Raw genomic sequence first — 18,775 nt, forward strand, 5'->3', positions numbered from 1 at the left:
GTAACCCCGATGCCTCCCCCAAGCGCTCGACCCAGTTCGAGCGGGGGGTGCCCCATCGCGATTTAGCACAGCAGCATCGAGCACGAGCCTCGGACCAAAGGCGGTCCGGGGCTTTTTGCTGTGCCCGCCTCCCTGCGACGGCGACGCCGACGCCTTGCGCGACAACCGATCGTTCACTTCTGCGCGCGCACCGGAATGTCCAGGATCACCCGGGTCCCCCGCTCCGGCGCCGGCACCATGTCGAAGGTGCCGCCCAACTCACCCTCCACCAGGGTCCGTACGATCTGCAGGCCGAGGTTGCCCGAGCGGTGGGGGTCGAAGTCCGCGGGCAGGCCCACGCCGTCGTCCTGGACGGTGACCAGGAGGCGGGCCTCCTTCGTGGTGCCGCCGCGCACCGCCGACACCTCGACCGTGCCGGTGTCGCCCTCGCGGAAGCCGTGCTCCAGGGCGTTCTGCAGGATCTCGGTGAGGACCATGGACAGCGGCGTGGCGACCTCGGCGTCGAGTATGCCGAAGCGTCCGCTGCGCCGGCCGGTCACCTTGCCCGGCGAGATCTCGGCGACCATCGCCAGCACCCGGTCGGCGATGTCGTCGAACTCCACCCGCTCGTCCAGGTTCTGAGACAGCGTCTCATGCACGATGGCGATCGAGCCGACCCGCCGGACGGCCTCCTCCAGAGCCTCCCGGCCGCGCTCGGAGTCGATGCGCCGGGCCTGGAGCCGCAGCAGCGCGGCGACCGTCTGGAGGTTGTTCTTCACCCGGTGGTGGATCTCCCGGATGGTGGCGTCCTTGGTGATCAACTCGCGTTCGCGGCGCCGCAGTTCGGTGACGTCCCGGCACAGCACCAGCGAACCGATGCGGGTGCCCTTGGGCTTGAGGGGGATGGCCCGGAACTGGATGACGCCGTCGTTGGCCTCGATCTCGAACTCGCGCGGCGCCCAGCCGCTGGCCGCCTTGGCGAGCGCCTCGTCCACCGGACCCCGGGTCGGGGCGAGTTCGGCGGTGGTCTGCCCGAGGTGGTGGCCGACCAGGTCGGCGGCGAGGCCGAGACGGTGGTAGGCGGACAGGGCGTTCGGGGAGGCGTACTGGACGGTGCCGTCCGCGTCCAGCCGGATCAGTCCGTCGCCGACGCGCGGGGAGGCGTCCATGTCGACCTGCTGGTCGGGGAACGGGAAGGCGCCGGCCGCGATCATCTGGGCGAGGTCGGAGGCGCTCTGGAGGTAGGTCAGCTCCAGGCGGCTCGGGGTGCGGACGGTGAGCAGGTTGGTGTTGCGGGCGATCACGCCGAGGACGCGGCCCTCACGCCGTACGGGGATGGACTCGACCCTCACGGGGACCTCTTCGCGCCACTCCGGGTCACCCTCGCGGACGATCCGGCCCTCGTCCAGTGCGGCGTCCAGCATGGGCCGCCGGCCGCGCGGGACCAGGTGGCCGACCATGTCGTCCTGGTAGGAGGTCGGGCCGGTGTTGGGGCGCATCTGCGCGACCGAGACGTACCGGGTGCCGTCCCGGGTGGGAACCCAGAGGACCAGGTCGGCGAAGGAGAGGTCGGAGAGCAGCTGCCACTCCGAGACCAGCAGGTGGAGCCACTCGAGATCGGAGTCGTCGAGGGCGGTGTGCTGGCGGACCAGTTCGTTCATGGAGGGCACGTCTGCGAGCGTACCCGGGGCGTCGCAAGGGGCCGAAAAACACCCGCGGGCCGCGGCGCCTGGAAGGGACCCTCAACCCTCCCGGCACCGCAGCCCGGAGCATCATCGGCCGTGGGGTGTGCGGTCCCGGTCGGCCGAAGGTCGAGGAGCCGGGGCAGTCAGGGCAGAGAGCTCCGGTTCCTCGGTCCGCCTTCCTGTGCGGGGAAGACGGAGGCTGTGTTCTATTGGATTGTGGAGTAGACCACGTGGGCGTGTCCATGGTGGGGAAGGTCCCGCCACCGGCCACTGGCACGCGATGCCACGCAGCCTAGCCCGCCCGCGACACTCCTGGGGCCAGATGGCCATGGCAATTTCCGCGAGTGCTTCCCCTTGCTCCCGGTTTCTCCCGGCTCGCGCCGTCCCGCCTGCCGGGACAAGCCCTCAAGCGGGTCCCTTCCGCCTCGTCGGGCTCGGCGCGGCGACTGCGGACGGCAGTGCGGGCGGGCACCGGCCGGAAGCGACGGCAGGCTCTCAGCCGCCCCCGGAGACTGGGTTCGCGGACACCGATTCTGTTAGATTGGTCTAAACCACATAGAGACGCACAGAGCCCTCTCCAGAACGGCAGGCCCAGCGTGGAAGTTGTCATCGTTCCGGACGCCGCGGCGGGCGGCGAGCTGATCGCCGAGGCCATGGCGCAGCTGCTGCGACGCAAGCCCGGCGCCCTGCTCGGCGTGGCCACCGGCTCCACCCCGCTGCCCGTCTACCAGGCCCTGACCGCCAAGGTGCGCTCCGGCGCCGTGGACGCCTCGCGGGCCCGGATCGCCCAGCTCGACGAGTACGTGGGGCTGCCCGCCGACCACCCCGAGTCCTACCGCTCGGTACTGCGCCGTGAGGTGCTGGAGCCGCTCGGCATAGGCATGGACGCGTTCATGGGCCCGGACGGCACGGCCGAGGACGTCCAGGCGGCGTGCGAGGCGTACGACCGGACGCTCGCCGAGGCCGGCGGGGTGGACCTGCAGCTGCTCGGCATCGGCACCGACGGGCACATCGGGTTCAACGAACCGTGCTCCTCGCTCGCGTCGCGCACCCGGATCAAGACCCTCACCGAGCAGACGCGGATCGACAACGCCCGCTTCTTCGACGGCGACATCCAGCAGGTTCCGCACCACGTCATCACGCAGGGCATCGGGACGATCCTGGAGGCGCGGCACCTGGTGCTGCTGGCGACCGGCGAGGGCAAGGCGGACGCGGTCGCCGCGACCGTCGAGGGCCCGGTCGCGGCGGTGTGCCCGGCCTCCGCGCTCCAGCTGCACCCGCACGCCACGGTGGTCGCCGACGAGGCCGCCGCGTCCAAGCTGAAGCTGGCCGACTACTTCCGGCACACCTACGCCGACAAGCCGGAGTGGCAGGGGATCTAGGGGGTACGGGAGCGCAGGCGCCCTGCGGGAGGTGCGGGCCGGGGTGCCGCCGGTTCCGCGCGCCCCCGCGCTCGCCCGCTCGATGGACTAGACCAACAGCGGGTGCAACGGTATACAGAGGAGATCACGGAGCGTGCAGGGGGAGTCCTGACCCGGCAACCCGTGCCACGATGTGTGCCGTGGCCGATGGGATGTCGGTCCGCTTTCGGCATTCGGAGCCGGGAAGGCAGAGCATGAGCACCGACGTCAGCAGTGCGGAGAACGAGGCCGGCGCGACCGTCCGTGCCGCGCGCGTCCCCAAGTACTACCGCTTGAAGAAGCACCTGCTCGACATGACGGAGACGCAGGCGCCCGGCACGCCGGTCCCGCCCGAACGCACGCTGGCGGCCGAGTTCGACACCTCCCGCACCACGGTCCGCCAGGCCCTGCAGGAGCTGGTCGTGGAGGGCCGGCTCGAGCGCATCCAGGGCAAGGGCACCTTCGTGGCCAAGCCCAAGGTCTCCCAGGCGCTGCAGCTCACCTCCTACACCGAGGACATGCGGGCCCAGGGCCTGGAGCCGACCTCGCAGCTGCTGGACGTCGGGTACATCACCGCCGACGACCGGCTCGCCGAACTGCTGGACATCGCCGCCGGCGGGCGCGTGCTGCGCATCGAGCGGCTGCGCATGGCCAACGGCGAGCCGATGGCGATCGAGACCACCCATCTGTCGGCCAAGCGCTTCCCGGCGCTCAGGCGCTCGCTGGTGAAGTACACCTCGCTGTACACCGCGCTTGCCGAGGTCTACGACGTCCACCTCGCCGAGGCCGAGGAAACCATCGAGACCTCCCTGGCCACCCCGCGCGAGGCGGGTCTGCTCGGCACGGACGTCGGCCTGCCCATGCTGATGCTCTCCCGGCACTCGCTGGACCGCGAGGGCAAGCCGGTGGAGTGGGTGCGGTCCGTGTACCGCGGTGACCGGTACAAGTTCGTGGCACGGCTGAAGCGGCCCGCGGAGTAGCAGCCGGGCTCCTGGAAGCCGGGCTCGTTCGCCGAATCGGTAGACCGATATGCGGACGAGGTCTTCCTCTGGCGCGACACCGTCACCTAGATTGCCTGCGCATTACACAGGTGATCAGCGAGGGGACGGAGCCGTGGCATGTCCGAAACGCCTGAAGTGAGGCCACCGGTGGTGACACCGGTCCGGGTGATCATCGCCCTGTGTCTCGTCGCGCCCTTCGTGGCGATGCTGTGGGTCGGCTCGTACGCCAAGACGGACCCCGCGTTCATCGGGATCCCGTTCTTCTACTGGTACCAGATGCTCTGGGTGCTGATCTCGACCGCGCTCACGGTTTTCGCGTACCAGCTGTGGCAGCGTGACCAGCGCGCCCGCAGGGCCGCCGGCCGGGACGAGGAGGCGGCGAAGTGAAGGACGTCAACGGCGTCGCGCTCGGCGTCTTCATCTTCTTCTTCCTGGCCGTCACGGTCATGGGTTTCCTGGCCGCGCGCTGGCGCAGGGCCGAGAACGACCAGTCCCTGGACGAATGGGGCCTGGGCGGACGGTCGTTCGGCACCTGGATCACCTGGTTCCTGCTCGGCGGTGACCTGTACACGGCCTACACGTTCGTCGCCGTACCGGCGGCGATCTACGCGGCGGGCGCGGCGGGCTTCTTCGCGGTGCCGTACACGATCCTGGTGTACCCGCTGATCTTCACCTTCCTGCCCCGCCTGTGGTCGGTCTCGCACCGCCACGGGTACGTGACCACCTCCGACTTCGTGCGCGGACGGTTCGGCTCGAAGGGCCTGTCGCTCGCCGTCGCGGTGACCGGCATCCTGGCGACGATGCCGTACATCGCGCTGCAGCTGGTGGGCATCCAGGCGGTGCTGGACGTGATGGGCGTCGGCGGCGGCGAGAACACCAACTGGTTCGTGAAGGACCTGCCGCTGCTCATCGCCTTCGGTGTGCTGGCCGCCTACACCTACTCCTCCGGCCTGCGGGCGCCCGCGCTGATCGCGTTCGTCAAGGACACGCTGATCTACATCGTCATCGCGGTGGCGATCATCTACATCCCGATCAAGCTGGGCGGGTTCGACGACATCTTCGCCAAGGCGGGCGAGGCGTTCAGCCAGATCAACCCGGTCACCGAGGCTCCGCGCGGTGCGCTGGCCCCGGCGGACAAGGGCCAGTGGACGTACGCAACGCTGGCACTGGGCTCCGCGCTGGCCCTGTTCATGTACCCGCACTCGATCACCGCGACGCTGTCGTCCAAGAGCCGTGACGTGATCCGCCGCAACACCACGATCCTGCCGCTGTACTCGCTGATGCTGGGCCTGCTGGCCCTGCTGGGCTTCATGGCGATCGCGGCCGGGGTGAAGGTCACCAACGGACAGCTGGCGATCCCGCAGCTGTTCGAGGACATGTTCCCGGACTGGTTCGCGGGCGTCGCCTTCGCGGCGATCGGCATCGGCGCGCTCGTCCCGGCGGCGATCATGTCCATCGCGGCGGCGAACCTCTTCACCCGCAACATCTACAAGGACTTCATCAAGCCGGACGCCACGCCCGAGCAGGAGACCAAGGTCTCCAAGCTCGTGTCGCTGCTGGTGAAGGTCGGCGCCCTGGTCTTCGTCCTGACCATGGACAAGACGGTCGCCATCAACTTCCAGCTGCTGGGCGGCATCTGGATCCTGCAGACCTTCCCGGCCCTGGTCGGCGGCCTGTTCACCCGCTGGTTCCACCGCTGGGCACTGCTGGCCGGCTGGGCGGTCGGCATGGTGTACGGGACGGTGGCCGCGTACGGGATCGCCTCGCCGACGCAGAAGCACTTCGGCGGCAACGCCAAGGAGATCCCGGGCATCGGCGAGATCGGCTACATCGGCCTGACGGCGTTCGTGCTGAACGTCCTGGTGACCGTGGTCCTGACCTTCGTCCTGAAGGCCGTGAAGGCCCCCGAGGGCATCGACGAGACGCGGCCCGAGGACTACACGGCGGACGCGGGCGACCCGGGCGTCCAGGTGGAGCTGCCGCCGGCCACGGCGGGCGCCGGCCACTAGGAGCGCACCCAGAACCCGCAGCGGGCCGCCGTGAAGCACGTGCTACGGCGGCCCGCTCGCTTGCACACTCACAGCATGGACATCCTCATCCGCGCCGCCGAGCCCGCCGAGTACGACGCCCTGGGAGAGATCACCGCCCAGGCCTACCTCCAGGACGGTCTCCTCGACTTCGGCGAGAGCGACCGCTACCTGGGCGAGCTGCGGGACGTGGCCAAGCGGGCGTCCGCGGCCGACGTGCTCGTGGCCACGCGCGACGGCAGCCTGCTCGGCGGTGTCACCTTCGTCCCCTCCGGCGGCCCCATGGCCGACATCGCCCGCCCCTCGGAGGCCGAGATCCGTATGCTCGCGGTCGCCCGTGCGGGCCGCGGCCAGGGCGCCGGCGAGGCGCTCGTGCGGGCCTGCATCGAGCGGGCACGGGCCACGCAGGGCTGTACGGCCGTCGTCCTGTCGACCCAGCGCACCATGCGCGCCGCCCACCGCATCTACGAACGCCTGGGCTTCGTGCGCGTCCCGGAACGGGACTGGAACCCGATCCCGGACATCGACGACATCACTCTCCTCACCTACGAGTTGACGCTCTGAGACCGGCACGACACAACATCTGGGGGTGCCACGGCAGCCCGGCACTAGATGTATGCTCGTCCTCGCTGTCGCCGCAGGGGAATCCGGTGCGAATCCGGAACTGTCCCGCAACGGTGTACTTGCGTGTATCCGCACGCCTGTTCAGTCCGAGGACCTGCCCACAGCGTGCGCCCGGCCGTCCGGTCCGGGTGCCTTGAGACGTCCGGGCCTCGTGGAGTGGGCCGGTGGACGCGACGCCGTGCGCGCTCGTGGCTGCCCCCTGCCCTCCGCCAGGCCCAAGTGCCGAGCGAGGGAGAGCCCCACGTGACCATCGCGCCAGCCGACCCGGCTTCAGTCCGCGAGCCGGAGACCGACGGTCCCGGTGCCGCGCTGCTGCGGACCCTGACCGAGCTGACCGCCGACCTGCCCGATGCCGACTCCGGCCGGGTCGCCGCCGCCGCACTGCGCGGCCGGTCCGCCCGGGCCGACGAGGCGGAGCTGCGGGAGCTGGCGACGGAGGCCGCCGCCGGCCTCATCTCCGAGGACCCCGCCTACTCGAAGCTGGCCGCCCGGCTGCTGACCCTCACGATCCGGGACGAGGCCGCCTCGCAGGGCGTGACGTCCTTCACCGAGTCCGTCGCGGTCGGGCACCGCGAGGGCCTCGTCGCCGACCGCACCGCGGAGTTCGTGCGGCTGCACGCCGAGCGGCTCGACGCGCTGATCGACCGCACGGCCGACGACCGGTTCGGCTATTTCGGCCTGCGCACGCTGCACAGCCGCTACCTGCTGCGTCACCCGATCACCCGCAAGGTCGTCGAGACGCCCCAGCACTTCATGCTGCGCGTGGCGAGCGGTCTGGCCGAGGACGACTCGACCCGCTCCGTGGACGAAGTCGCGTCCCTGTACGGCCTGATGAGCCGCCTGGACTACCTGCCCTCCTCCCCCACCCTGTTCAACTCGGGTACGCGCCACCCCCAGATGTCGTCCTGCTACCTGCTGGACTCCCCGCTGGACGAGCTGGACTCCATCTACGACCGCTACCACCAGGTGGCCCGGCTGTCGAAGCACGCCGGCGGCATCGGTCTGTCGTACTCCCGCATCCGCAGCCGCGGTTCGCTGATCCGCGGCACCAACGGGCACTCCAACGGCATCGTGCCGTTCCTGAAGACGCTCGACGCCTCGGTGGCCGCGGTGAATCAGGGCGGCCGGCGCAAGGGCGCGGCCGCCGTCTACCTGGAGACCTGGCACTCGGACATCGAGGAGTTCCTGGAGCTGCGGGACAACACCGGTGAGGACGCCCGCCGCACGCACAACCTGAACCTCGCGCACTGGATCCCGGACGAGTTCATGCGCCGGGTCGACGCCGACGGGCAGTGGTCGCTGTTCTCGCCGGCGGACGTGCCCGAGCTGGTGGACCTGTACGGCGAGGAGTTCGACGCCGCGTACCGCAAGGCGGAGGCGGCGGGCCTGGCGAAGAAGACGCTTGCGGCGCGTGAGCTGTACGGCCGCATGATGCGCACCCTCGCGCAGACCGGCAACGGCTGGATGACCTTCAAGGACGCCGCCAACCGCACGTCCAACCAGACGGCGCTCCCGGGCCGTGTCGTGCACTCCTCCAACCTGTGCACGGAGATCCTTGAGGTCACCGACGACGGCGAGACCGCGGTCTGCAACCTGGGCTCGGTGAACCTGGGCGCGTTCGTGGACACCGCGACCGGGGATCTCGACTGGGCGCGGCTGGACCGGACCGTGCGTACGGCCGTCGTCTTCCTCGACCGCGTGGTCGACATCAACTTCTACCCGACCGAGCAGGCGGCCCGGTCGAACGCCAAGTGGCGCCCCGTGGGCCTCGGCGCGATGGGCCTGCAGGACGTCTTCTTCAAACTGCGGCTGCCCTTCGACTCCGCGGAGGCGAAGCAGCTGTCCACCCGGATCGCCGAGCGCATCATGCTCGCCGCGTACGAGGCGTCCGTCGACCTCGCCGAGGCCAAGGGCCCGCTGCCGGCCTACGGGGAGACCCGTACCGCCCAGGGCATGCTGCACCCGGACCACTACGACGTCGAGCTGACCTGGCCGGAGCGCTGGGCCGCCCTGCGCGAGCGGATCGCGGCGACCGGCATGCGCAACTCGCTGCTGCTGGCGATCGCGCCGACGGCCACGATCGCCTCGATCGCGGGCGTGTACGAGTGCATCGAGCCGCAGGTCTCCAACCTGTTCAAGCGCGAGACCCTGTCCGGTGAGTTCCTGCAGGTCAACTCGTACCTGGTGCAGGAGCTCAAGGACATGGGCGTGTGGGACGCCCGCACCCGCGAGGCGCTGCGTGACTCGAACGGCTCGGTGCAGGACTTCGTCTGGATCCCCGAGGACGTCCGGCAGCTGTACCGCACGGCCTGGGAGATCCCGCAGCGCGGCCTGATCGACATGGCCGCCGCCCGCACCGCGTTCCTGGACCAGTCCCAGTCCCTGAACCTCTTCCTGGAGACGCCGACCATCGGCAAGCTCTCCTCGATGTACGCGTACGCCTGGAAGTCCGGGCTGAAGACGACGTACTACCTGCGCTCCCGCCCGGCGACGCGCATCGCCCGCGCCGCCCAGGCGCAGGCCACCATCCCCGTGCAGCAGGTCGCCGACCCCGACGCGGTCGCCTGCTCCCTTGAGAACCCCGAGTCCTGCGAGGCCTGCCAGTAATGTCCACCCGTCACGCCAACCTCCTCGACCCGGGCTTCGAGCTGACCCTGCGCCCGATGCGCTACCCCGACTTCTACGAGCGCTACCGGGACGCCATCAAGAACACCTGGACCGTCGAGGAGGTCGACCTCCACTCGGACGTCGCCGACCTCGCCAAGCTGACGCCCGAGGAGCAGCACCTCATCGGCCGGCTCGTGGCCTTCTTCGCGACGGGTGACTCGATCGTCGCGAACAACCTCGTGCTGACGCTGTACAAGCACATCAACTCGCCCGAGGCGCGGCTCTACCTGAGCCGGCAGCTGTTCGAGGAGGCCGTGCACGTCCAGTTCTATCTGACGCTGCTGGACACCTACCTGCCCGACCCGGAGGACCGCGCCGCCGCCTTCGACGCCGTGGAGAACATCCCCTCCATCCGGGAGAAGGCCGGGTTCTGCTTCAAGTGGATCAACGAGGTCGAGAAGATCGACCGGCTGGAATCGCGGGCCGACCGCCGCCGCTTCCTGCTCAACCTCATCTGCTTCGCGGCCTGCATCGAGGGGCTGTTCTTCTACGGCGCCTTCGCCTACGTGTACTGGTTCCGCAGCCGCGGTCTGCTGCACGGTCTCGCCACCGGCACCAACTGGGTCTTCCGTGACGAGACCATGCACATGTCCTTCGCCTTCGAGGTGGTCGACACCGTCCGCAAGGAGGAGCCGGACCTGTTCGACGACGAACTGCAGCAGCAGGTCACCGACATGCTCCGGGAGGCCGTCGAGGCCGAGCTGCAGTTCGCGCGCGACCTGTGCGGTGACGGCCTGCCCGGCATGAACACCGACTCGATGCGGCAGTACCTCGAGTGCGTCGCCGACCAGCGCCTCACGCGCCTCGGCTTCGCGCCGGTGTACGGCTCGGAGAATCCCTTCTCCTTCATGGAGCTGCAGGGCGTTCAGGAGCTGACGAACTTCTTCGAGCGCCGCCCGTCGGCGTACCAGGTCGCGGTGGAGGGCACCGTCGACCTGGACGAGGACTTCTGATCCCGCTTTCCTCCCCGGGCCTCCTGGGCCTCCCTGAGCTGTCGGTCGATGCGCCTGTCGCGCAGGACGCCGAGCGCGGACGGGAGGACCAGGAGGACCAGGATCCCCAGGGTGATGGTCATTCCGATCAGGCCTTCGAGCTGGTTTCCGTTCATGGACACCACTGTCGCGCCGGATGCTCCTTACCGGGAGTGGCAGGACTGCCGTAGACCCTCGAATTACTGCCAGCTCTGAGGCACACTGGCCACATGCTGAAGAACGTGGCCGCCGTGCTGCTGGACGGGGTGCATCCCTTCGAGCTGGGTGTCGTGTGCGAGGTGTTCGGCATCGACCGCAGCGACGAGGGGCTGCCCGCCTACGACTTCGCCGTGGTCTCGGCGGAAGGTCCCACCCTGCGCACCCACTGCGGGTTCACGGTGTCCACTCCGTACGGCCTGGAGCGGCTGGAGGAGGCCGATCTGATCGCCGTGCCGGCCGGTGAGACGTATGCCGAGCGCGCCTATCCGCCCGAGCTGCTGGCGGCGCTGCGGCGAGCCGTCGACCGGGGCACGCGGGTGCTCAGCGTCTGCTCCGGAGTGTTCGTGCTGGCCGCGGCGGGACTGCTGGACGGCCGGCGGTGCGCGGTGCACTGGCACCATGCCGAGCAGCTCGCCCGGCGCCATCCCCGGCTCAGCGTCGAGCCGGACGTGCTCTACGTGGACGAGGATCCCGTCATCACCTCCGCCGGCACCGCCGCCGGCATCGACGCCTGCCTGCACCTCGTGCGCAAGGAGCAGGGCCCGGAGGTGGCCAACAAGATCGCCCGCCGGATGGTGGTGCCGCCGCACCGGGACGGCGGGCAGGCACAGTTCATAGAACGTCCGCTGCCGAAGGCTCCCTGCGACACGGTCGGCGAGGTGCTGGCGTGGATGGAGGCGCACCTCGACCGGGAGGTGACGGTCGAGCAGCTCGCCGCCCGCGCCCACATGGCGCCGCGCACGTTCGCCCGGCGCTTCCAGCAGGAGACGGGGACCACTCCCTACCGCTGGATCCTTCGCCAACGGGTACTGCTGGCACAGGAGTTGCTGGAAGGCACGGACGAGACCATGGACGCCATCGCGGGGCGCACCGGGTTCGGTACGGCCGCCGCGCTGCGCCACCAGTTCGTCCAGGCGCTGGGTACGACCCCCAACGCGTACCGGCGCGCGTTCCGGGGCCCCAGGGCCGCCTGAGCGCGCGCCGGTACCAGGTGTGTCCTACCAAGGCATCGCCCGCAGCAGCAGGTTGTGCGGGCGGAGCGTGATGCCCACACGGGTGGTGTCGTCGGACCCGCCGACCTGCTCGAAGCGGTACTTCGCCGAGACCGCGGCGGTGATCAGGGTCAGCTGGGCCATGGAGAAGTGGTCGCTGGGGCACTTGCGGTTGCCCGCGCTGAACGGGCTCATGGCGTGCTTGGGGACCTCCTTGGCCCGCCCGGGCAGCCAGCGGTCGGGGTCGAAGTCGAGGTGGTGGTCGTAGGAGCGGCCGTCGCGCTGGATGGCGTAGGGGCTGTAGACGATGTCCGCCCCGGCCGGAATGCGATAACCGCCGAGAGCGGTGTCGGTCACCGCGCGGCGCGTCAATATCCATACGGCGGGCCTGAGCCGCATGGCCTCGACGACGACATTGTTGGTGTGCCTGAGCGAGCGGACGTGCTCGAATCCGACGGGTCGACCAGCGGTCACGGATTCGACCTCGGTCCGTACCTTCTCGGCGTGTTCGGGATGTTCGGCGAGGACCTGCAGCAGCCACATGATCGTGGACGCGACAGTTTCGCTGCCCGGGGTGACTATCGCCACCACCTGGTCGTGGATCTCCTGTTCCCCGATGGGGTCACCATTGTCGTCCTTCGCCTCCAGCAATGCCGTCAGCAAATCGTCCGGCTTTTGACCAGACGCCCTCCGCTCGGCCACGATCTCGTCCACCAGCAGATGCAAATCGGCCAGCGCCCGGTTGAATTCGCGGTAGGCCGGGAGCGGCAGCCGGTAGAGCGGCCCGAGCGGGATCACCATCCTGCGGTACATGCCGCGGAAGACGGTGGCGAGGTCGATGCTGAGCCGCTCGGCGCGCTCGTCCATGAAGTCGCCGCGCAGCAGGCAGCGGGCGGCGATGCGGACGGCGACCCGGAAGGACTCCGAGGTGCAGTCGATGGTCTCGCCGGGCTTCCAGCGGCTGGTGAGACCGTGCGCCTCCTCCTCCATGACCGGCCCGTAGCCCGGTATCGCGTCGAGCCGGAACGCGGGCTGGATGGTGCGCCGCTGGCGCCGGTGCCGGGGGCCGTTGGCGGTGGCCACGCCCTCCTTGCCGAGCAGGCCTTCCAGGGACTCCCAGAGGGGGCCGTCGATCTTGAAGTCGGGGCTGAGGGCCAGTGCGCCGGTCAGCTCCGGCGTGGTGACGGCGTACACCGTCTTGGGGCCGAGCTTCAGCCGCACGATGTCGCCGTGGTCGCGCAGCGCGGCCATGAAGGACAGCGGGTCGCGGACCATTTTCAGGCCGTGCCCGAGGAACGGCACGGCTCCTGCGGCCAGGGGTGGTTCGCGCAGTTCGCGCGTCTCGGGGATCTCGGGCTTCACCGACTCGACGGTCATTTCTCACCTGCCGCTTCGTTCGTGACGTACGGGGGCGTGGACCGGTCGTCCCAGCTGTCGACCATGTACCGGCCGGACTCGTGGTGGAACCAGTAGACGGAGCTGAACCAGTTGCGCATGTTGCCGACGCAGGCCCGGACGGCGGCGCTCAGTTCCTTGCCGCGGACCGTTCCGTCGTCGATGTCGCGGGCGAACCCCAGGCATTTCCGCTCGGCTTCGAGGAATTCATCGATGCATTCCTCGATCCGGCGCCTGACTTCGTCCACGGCTTCTTCGAGAGTCAGCCCCTGATGGGTGATGAGGCTGAGTCCGAGATTGTGGACCTCGTCGCCCGCTATTTCCTTGGGCAGCGAGCAGAGGTCGTTGTACCAGGCGGCGAATTCCTGACTGAGGAGGGCGGCCCGGTAGAACGCCGGGTGTTTCCTTATGCCGACCGGGAGTTCGTAGCCGGCACTGGGTTCGAGTAGGTCCGTCCATATCCAGTGCGCGAAGGTGTGGCGGCGCAGCGCCAGGTATTCCTCGACGCCGGGCACATATCCTTCGGTGCGGTTGCGGAATTCACGGTCGTAGGCCTCGATCACGGCGTGGAAGTGCCCGGCGAACCGCAGGTTCCAGGTGCGCGACAGGAACCCGTACAGTCTCAGCACGCTGTCCGCGAAGCCCGCGACCAGCGGGTCGGGGTGGTGCAGATGGTGCCGGGGGGCGTCGACGGCGGCGTGCAGCCGGTGGCGCAGCCGCCTCCAGTCGCCGGACCGGCCGTGCACGACGAAGCGGTCGTGGCGGTCGTCCCAGACGAAGAACCACGCGCTGTAGTCGGCTATGGCCTGCAGGACCTCGTCGGAGGCGCTCATGTAGTAGCCCGCCATGAGGTCCGTGTAGCAAAGTCCGTCGGCATATTCCTGCACCTTGTCCGCCGGCATGAGCCGTTTTTCCCGGAGCCAGAGGCGTGTCTCCAGCTGAAGCCTTGGCCAATACGGGTGCCGTTGCCGTGGAAAGGCCGACTCGATCACCGGGAGTGCCAGGGAGGGCGGCACCACGACCGCCGCCGGTGTCGCTGTGGTGCTGTGTGGGAAAGCTTGCACAGAACAAACCCCTCTCAGCCGCCAGGAGCGCACACCCCTCCCGTTGTGCCGGGCGTGCGCCGTTGCGTATCCCCGCTCTTCCATTCAGCACCACAACTGTCCGCTGTGGGAACGGATTTGCTCCACTCACTACCCCAAGGTGCCGAGAATCCCCCCATCTGTGACTGATTAAGGATCACTAGATGCATGTAAGGGATCGGTTGTACGACGCACGCATGAGCGAACAATGGCAACACGAAGGCGCCCGGCCAGGATGGATCCCGGCCGGGCGCCCAACTGTGCGGTGCCGCTCAGTCGTTGGCGACCACGGGGTAGCGTGGCTCGTTCTCGGCCATCTGCCGCAGCGCATCCTTGCGGTCCCGCTTCGACAGCCGGTCGATGTACAGGTAGCCGTAGAGGTGGTCGGTCTCGTGCTGCAAACAGCGTGCGAAGTAGCCGGTGCCGCGCACCTTGACCGGGTTGCCCTGTTCGTCCTGGCCGGTCACCTCGGCGTAGTCGGGACGGGCCAGCGGCGCGTACGCCGTGGGGACGGACAGGCAGCCCTCGTTGCTGTCGTCCAGCCGGCGCCTGTCGGCCGGCAGCTCGACCAGCTTCGGGTTGCACACCACGCCGACGTGCCGGACGCCCGTGTCGTCCTGGCAGTCGTAGACGAAGAGCTTCAGATCGACACCGATCTGGTTGGCGGCCAGGCCCACGCCCTCGGCGGTGCGCTGGCTGGCGAACATGTCGGCGACCAGCTGCTGCAGCTCCTCGCCGAACTCGGTGACGTCCTTGCACTCCTTGTGCAGCACCGGATTGCCGACGACCGTGATCGGCCGCGAGGTGCCACGCTCACGCCACGCGGTCTCGCGCTCCTCGCAGTCCTCCGTGTCGACGACGTACCCCTCGTCGTCGACGGGGAGCACGCCCGCGTGCTGCTGATCGGTGTCCTGCTGCGCCATGACCGACGTACGCCTTCCTCACATGAACAGGGTGCTGTTGCTGATACAGGGTACGTGGACGCGCCCTGGAGGGGTGCGGGACCGTGTCCGGTTCTGCCGCTTGGCCGCGTGGGCGCGACCGGCCACGCCCGTAGCCGGACCGGTCCTCAGCACACCTCTTCGAGGTCCCGCCAGTCGCGCGAGTCCGGACTGTCGGCGACCCACCCGTCCAGCAGCCCCCGCACCAGCGAAGCCGGCGCGGCCACCCCGCACTCCCGCTCGGGCACCCACAGCTGCCCGTCGGTGCGGTGCCCCAGCGGGCCCGGGTGACCGGGTTCACTGTGGTCGTGCGGGTCCAGGTGCACCCCTTCGCCCTCGTCGGACGGCATCCGCGACTCGGAGCACATCCGGCACAGCAGCCGTACGGACGACGACCAGTCCTCCGCGGCGAAGCCGGCGTCGGCGGCCAGCTGCTCCAGCGCGTCCCGGTCCGCCTCCGTGGCCGCCTCCAGCAGGACCACCCAGGTGGGGACGGGGGACGGCGCCCACAGCTCGATCTCGTCGAAGACCGGGAAGCTGTGCCCGGTGGAGGTCGTGCGCTCGCCGTGCGGGACGCCGTCGTGCAGCACGACCTCGCCCCAGCGTCGCCCGGACGAGGGAAGCGGAATCGACAGGACCTCCATCCGTGCCGGGTCCAGCCTGCGGCCCCACACGACTTCGGCCTCTCCCTCCGGGGAGAGCCGTACGGCCGCGCTGCCCAGCTCCATGCCGAGCGGCTCCCCGGACACGGCGGCGCCACCGGGCACCTTCAGTCCGTACGCCTGCCAGGCGCGGCGGGCCAGCGGCCAGTCCTGCAGGGCGGTGGCGGCGATGCCGACGTTCCACCAGTCGGGCGCCCCGGTCTCCCGGTCGAGCAGGGCGACGGCGCGCAGTCCGGCGGCGCGGGCCTGCTCCCAGTCGTGCCGGAACTTGTGCAGCAGCGCGAGGTTGAACCAGGACTCCGACAGCCAGGGTTCGAGATCGGCGGCGCGTGTCAGAAGCTCGCCCGCGTCCTCGTACCGGCCGTCGCCGATCAGCGTGAACGCCCGGTCGGTGGCCTGCCGCCAGGAGGCGGAGGGCCGGTGCCGTCCCTTGCCGAAGATCCTCACGATTCCCGCCTGCCAGTTCCATTTCCGCACAGTGGGCTGGCTTGTGCCCCCGGACACCCTCTCCCTCGCATCCAACCACGTACGGCGGGAAAGGCGCTCATTACCCATGGGTTACCCAGCCGGGAGCGGGGTCAGACAGTCCCGTTCGCCGCGCCGGCTCCCGCTCGCGCAGCCCACGGGGCCGGGCCAGGACCCGGGCGAGCGACTCCACGACCTCGGGAGCGTAGTCCCCGGCGGTGCCGAGCCGCAGCTCCGCCAGCGCACGCAGGGGGCCTTCGGGTCCGGCCTCCCGGGTCTTCTCCTCGTAGGCGTTCACGGCCCGGACGATACGGGCGGCGACCGGCTGCTCCGGGTAGGGGTCGGCCTGCCGCTCCACGACGACGGCGACGGCCGCGTCGACGCCGGTCTGGCGCACGACGGCACCGCCGAGCAGCGCGATGCGGCGCTGTTCCGCGGCGGGCAGGGCCGCGGTGGCACCGGCCGGCACCGGGTCGACCAGGCTGAGCTGGCCGATGTCGTGCATGAGGGCCGCGTACTCCAGAACGGTCAGTTCGGGTCCGGTCAGACCGAGGTCACGGCCGACGGCGAGACTGAGCGCGGCGACCCGGTGGGCGTGCCCGGCGGGGGTGCAGCCGGCGATCTCGGTGGCGCGGGCGAGGGAGGCGATGGTCTGCCGGTAGGTGGCGCGGACTGCCGCGTACCGGCGCACGGACAGCTGGACCAGCAGCAGGGGCAGACAGAACACGGGCAGCGCCCACAGGCCGACCACGGCGACCGCGAGCGCCATCACCGCGCCGGTCGCACAGACGGCGGAGCCGATGCCGAGCAGTCCGCGCAGCTCCTCGCGCAGCAGCGGGCCGAACGGCCAGCGGGTCCGGCAGTGGGCCAGCGCGGCGGCCAGCACGGCACCGCACAGGGAGGTGGCGCCGAGCAGGGTGAGCAGCAGCAGGGCGTAGGCGGAGCCGTCCCAGGAGCCGAAGACGCCCCTGTTGTACAGGGGTTGGAAACAGACGGCGGCGAAGCCGACGGTGAGGACGCGGCGGGCCAGGTGGTCGAGGGTGGGGCCGCGGCCGGACCAGAGGTGCGGTACGGCACCGAGCAGGGCGGCGACGAGTACGACGGTGACGACCTGGGCGGCGTCGTGCTGGCTGGGCCGCCCGGCGTCGGCGCCCAGCAGGGCGTACGACAGGGAGCCGGCGGCGCCCAGGGGGGCGGCCTGCCGTGCCTGGGCGTCGCTCCACCGGGTCAGTTCGCCGACGGTTATGAGCACCCCGAAGGCGAGCGCGTCGCCCCGGTCGGCCAGGCCGCCCCACAGGGTGAGGGCGAGGGAGCCGGCCGCGACGAGCGCCGCGGCGCCGTGGATGAGCCGCAGCGGGGTCATCGGGGCGCCCCGGTGCTGGGGGCCCGCTGCGCGGGTGCGCTGCCGTAGGACGGCTCCTCGGCGGTGACCGCGGGATGCCAGCCCGAGCGGCGCAGGGCGCGGACGAGCGCGCCGACCATGCGGGGATCGAACTGGGTGCCGGCGCAGCGCTCCAGCTCGGCGACGGCGGCCTCGACCGGCCGGGCCCTGCTGTAGGTGCGGGTGGAGGTCATGGCGTCGAAGGCGTCCGCGACGGCGACGATCCGGGCGCACTCGGGAATCCGGGTGCCGGCCAGACCGTACGGGTAGCCGCTGCCGTCGAGGCGTTCGTGGTGGTGGAGGATGGCCGCGCGGGCCTCGCCGAGGAAGGAGATCCCGCGGACCATCTCGTGGCCGTACTCGGGGTGCAGCTCGATGATCCGCCGCTCCTCGGGGGTGAGCGGTCCGTCCTTGCGCAGCAGCCGGGTGGGGACACCCAGCTTGCCGACGTCGTGCAGGATGCCGGCGAAGCGCAGCACCTCGACGCGGTCGTCGTCCATGCCGAGTTCGCGGGCGATCAGCACGGAGGCCTGTCCGACGCGTTCGCTGTGGCCGCGGGTGTAGCCGTCCTTGATGTCGACGGCCTGCACGAGGGCACGGATGGTGGCCTGGTGGGCCGCGCGCTCGCGGTGGTACTGGGCGAACACCCACCAGGAGACGCACATCGGCAGCAGCACGAGCAGGGCGGCGACGGGGCCGTACGGACTGTGCCACAGCACGGCCATCATGAGCCCGGCGAGTCCGTGCACCGCGACGGGCGCGAGGGTGCGGGTCAGCAGCCCGCGCCAGGCGCGCCGCACCGGCACCAGCCCGGCGGCCGCACGCAGGCCGCCGTCGAGCACGGTGAGCACCAGACAGAAGGCGAGGACGGCGGCACCGGCGGGCAGCAGGACGTAGGGGAAGTCGCAGCCGAGGACGGCGCCTGGGCCGCCGAGCACCCCGTGCACCTGGGCGGCGGCCCACACGGCGAGCGCGGGCTGTGCGGCCCGCCAGCCGCGCCGCAGCAGGGCGGGCGGGTGCTCGACCGGGGAGAGCAGGGCGGCGGGCAGCGGGACGAGCGCGGCGGCCGCCGGGGACAGCAGGAACGCTCCGGCGAGCAGGACCGGGTAGAAGGTGCCGCCTAGGCTGCGCCGTACGCCGTGCTCGCAGGCCGCGTAGAGGGCCGCGAGCAGGCCGATCGCAAACCAGGGGGCGTGGGTCGCGGACAGCGGCAGGAGGCATGACACGGCCAGCAGGGTGACGCAGGCCACATAGCCCCGTGCCCTCGGCGGTACCGCCTCCATC

At 70.4% G+C, this 18,775-nt stretch carries 15 protein-coding genes and 1 riboswitch; of the genes, 8 read left to right on the forward strand and 7 right to left on the reverse strand.

Going from position 1 to position 18,775, the window contains the following annotated elements; all coding sequences use genetic code 11:
- Nucleotides 1-173: 173 nt before the first annotated feature.
- Nucleotides 174-1,649: a sensor histidine kinase gene (locus tag ACZ4SF_RS05765; RefSeq protein ID WP_468378723.1), complete on the reverse strand. Its 1,476-nt coding sequence runs from the start codon at nt 1,647-1,649 to the stop codon at nt 174-176.
- A 611-nt stretch (nt 1,650-2,260) separates the two neighbouring features.
- On the opposite strand from ACZ4SF_RS05765, the gene nagB reads away from it, so the two are divergent.
- The 8 genes from nagB to ACZ4SF_RS05805 all read left to right on the forward strand — a co-directional run bounded on the left by nagB (nt 2,261) and on the right by ACZ4SF_RS05805 (nt 11,547).
- Nucleotides 2,261-3,046 carry a glucosamine-6-phosphate deaminase gene (gene nagB, locus ACZ4SF_RS05770; RefSeq protein ID WP_468378726.1) on the forward strand — a complete coding sequence of 262 codons (786 nt, stop codon included), beginning with the start codon at nt 2,261-2,263 and terminating at the stop codon, nt 3,044-3,046.
- A gap of 233 nt (nt 3,047-3,279) precedes the next feature.
- Complete coding sequence (locus ACZ4SF_RS05775; protein WP_468378729.1) at nt 3,280-4,044, forward strand: GntR family transcriptional regulator; 765 nt, start codon at nt 3,280-3,282, stop codon at nt 4,042-4,044.
- A 138-nt stretch (nt 4,045-4,182) separates the two neighbouring features.
- Nucleotides 4,183-4,452 (forward strand): DUF3311 domain-containing protein, encoded by a 270-nt coding sequence (locus tag ACZ4SF_RS05780; protein WP_468378732.1) that lies wholly within the window; start codon nt 4,183-4,185, stop codon nt 4,450-4,452.
- Entirely contained in the window at nt 4,449-6,074 is a 1,626-nt protein-coding gene (gene mctP / locus ACZ4SF_RS05785) for a monocarboxylate uptake permease MctP (RefSeq protein WP_468378735.1), read from the forward strand. The genes ACZ4SF_RS05780 and mctP overlap by 4 nt, the downstream gene beginning before the upstream one ends.
- A gap of 75 nt (nt 6,075-6,149) precedes the next feature.
- Nucleotides 6,150-6,656 (forward strand): GNAT family N-acetyltransferase, encoded by a 507-nt coding sequence (locus ACZ4SF_RS05790; RefSeq protein ID WP_468378738.1) that lies wholly within the window; start codon nt 6,150-6,152, stop codon nt 6,654-6,656.
- Between the two features lie 52 nt (nt 6,657-6,708).
- Nucleotides 6,709-6,832: riboswitch (cobalamin riboswitch) on the forward strand.
- Nucleotides 6,833-6,959: 127 nt separating this feature from the next.
- Entirely contained in the window at nt 6,960-9,323 is a 2,364-nt protein-coding gene (locus tag ACZ4SF_RS05795; RefSeq protein ID WP_468378741.1) for a ribonucleoside-diphosphate reductase subunit alpha, read from the forward strand.
- A complete protein-coding gene (locus ACZ4SF_RS05800; RefSeq protein ID WP_468378743.1) occupies nt 9,323-10,336 on the forward strand; it encodes a ribonucleotide-diphosphate reductase subunit beta in 1,014 nt (337 codons plus the stop codon). The genes ACZ4SF_RS05795 and ACZ4SF_RS05800 overlap by 1 nt, the downstream gene beginning before the upstream one ends.
- 248 nt (nt 10,337-10,584) lie before the next feature.
- Nucleotides 10,585-11,547 (forward strand): GlxA family transcriptional regulator, encoded by a 963-nt coding sequence (locus ACZ4SF_RS05805; RefSeq protein ID WP_468378747.1) that lies wholly within the window; start codon nt 10,585-10,587, stop codon nt 11,545-11,547.
- Nucleotides 11,548-11,571: 24 nt separating this feature from the next.
- Here the strand turns inward: ACZ4SF_RS05805 and ACZ4SF_RS05810 are convergent, their stop codons facing one another.
- From ACZ4SF_RS05810 to ACZ4SF_RS05835, 6 genes are all read right to left on the reverse strand, one after another.
- Nucleotides 11,572-12,942 (reverse strand): bifunctional albaflavenone monooxygenase/terpene synthase, encoded by a 1,371-nt coding sequence (locus ACZ4SF_RS05810; protein WP_468378749.1) that lies wholly within the window; start codon nt 12,940-12,942, stop codon nt 11,572-11,574.
- Nucleotides 12,939-14,024, reverse strand: a complete 1,086-nt coding sequence (gene cyc1, locus ACZ4SF_RS05815) for an epi-isozizaene synthase (protein ID WP_468378751.1) — start codon at nt 14,022-14,024, stop codon at nt 12,939-12,941. The genes ACZ4SF_RS05810 and cyc1 overlap by 4 nt, the downstream gene beginning before the upstream one ends.
- 290 nt (nt 14,025-14,314) lie before the next feature.
- Nucleotides 14,315-14,965, reverse strand: a complete 651-nt coding sequence (gene def, locus ACZ4SF_RS05820; RefSeq protein ID WP_468378753.1) for a peptide deformylase — start codon at nt 14,963-14,965, stop codon at nt 14,315-14,317.
- Nucleotides 14,966-15,111: 146 nt separating this feature from the next.
- A complete protein-coding gene (locus ACZ4SF_RS05825; RefSeq protein WP_468378755.1) occupies nt 15,112-16,092 on the reverse strand; it encodes a hypothetical protein in 981 nt (326 codons plus the stop codon).
- A 100-nt stretch (nt 16,093-16,192) separates the two neighbouring features.
- On the reverse strand, nt 16,193-17,473 hold the full coding sequence (locus tag ACZ4SF_RS05830) for an HD-GYP domain-containing protein (protein WP_468378758.1): 1,281 nt from the start codon (nt 17,471-17,473) through the stop codon (nt 16,193-16,195).
- A complete protein-coding gene (locus ACZ4SF_RS05835) occupies nt 17,470-18,774 on the reverse strand; it encodes an HD-GYP domain-containing protein (RefSeq protein ID WP_468378760.1) in 1,305 nt (434 codons plus the stop codon). The genes ACZ4SF_RS05830 and ACZ4SF_RS05835 overlap by 4 nt, the downstream gene beginning before the upstream one ends.
- Nucleotide 18,775 lies beyond the last annotated feature (1 nt).

Source organism: Streptomyces sp. NPDC027663 (assembly GCF_055566415.1).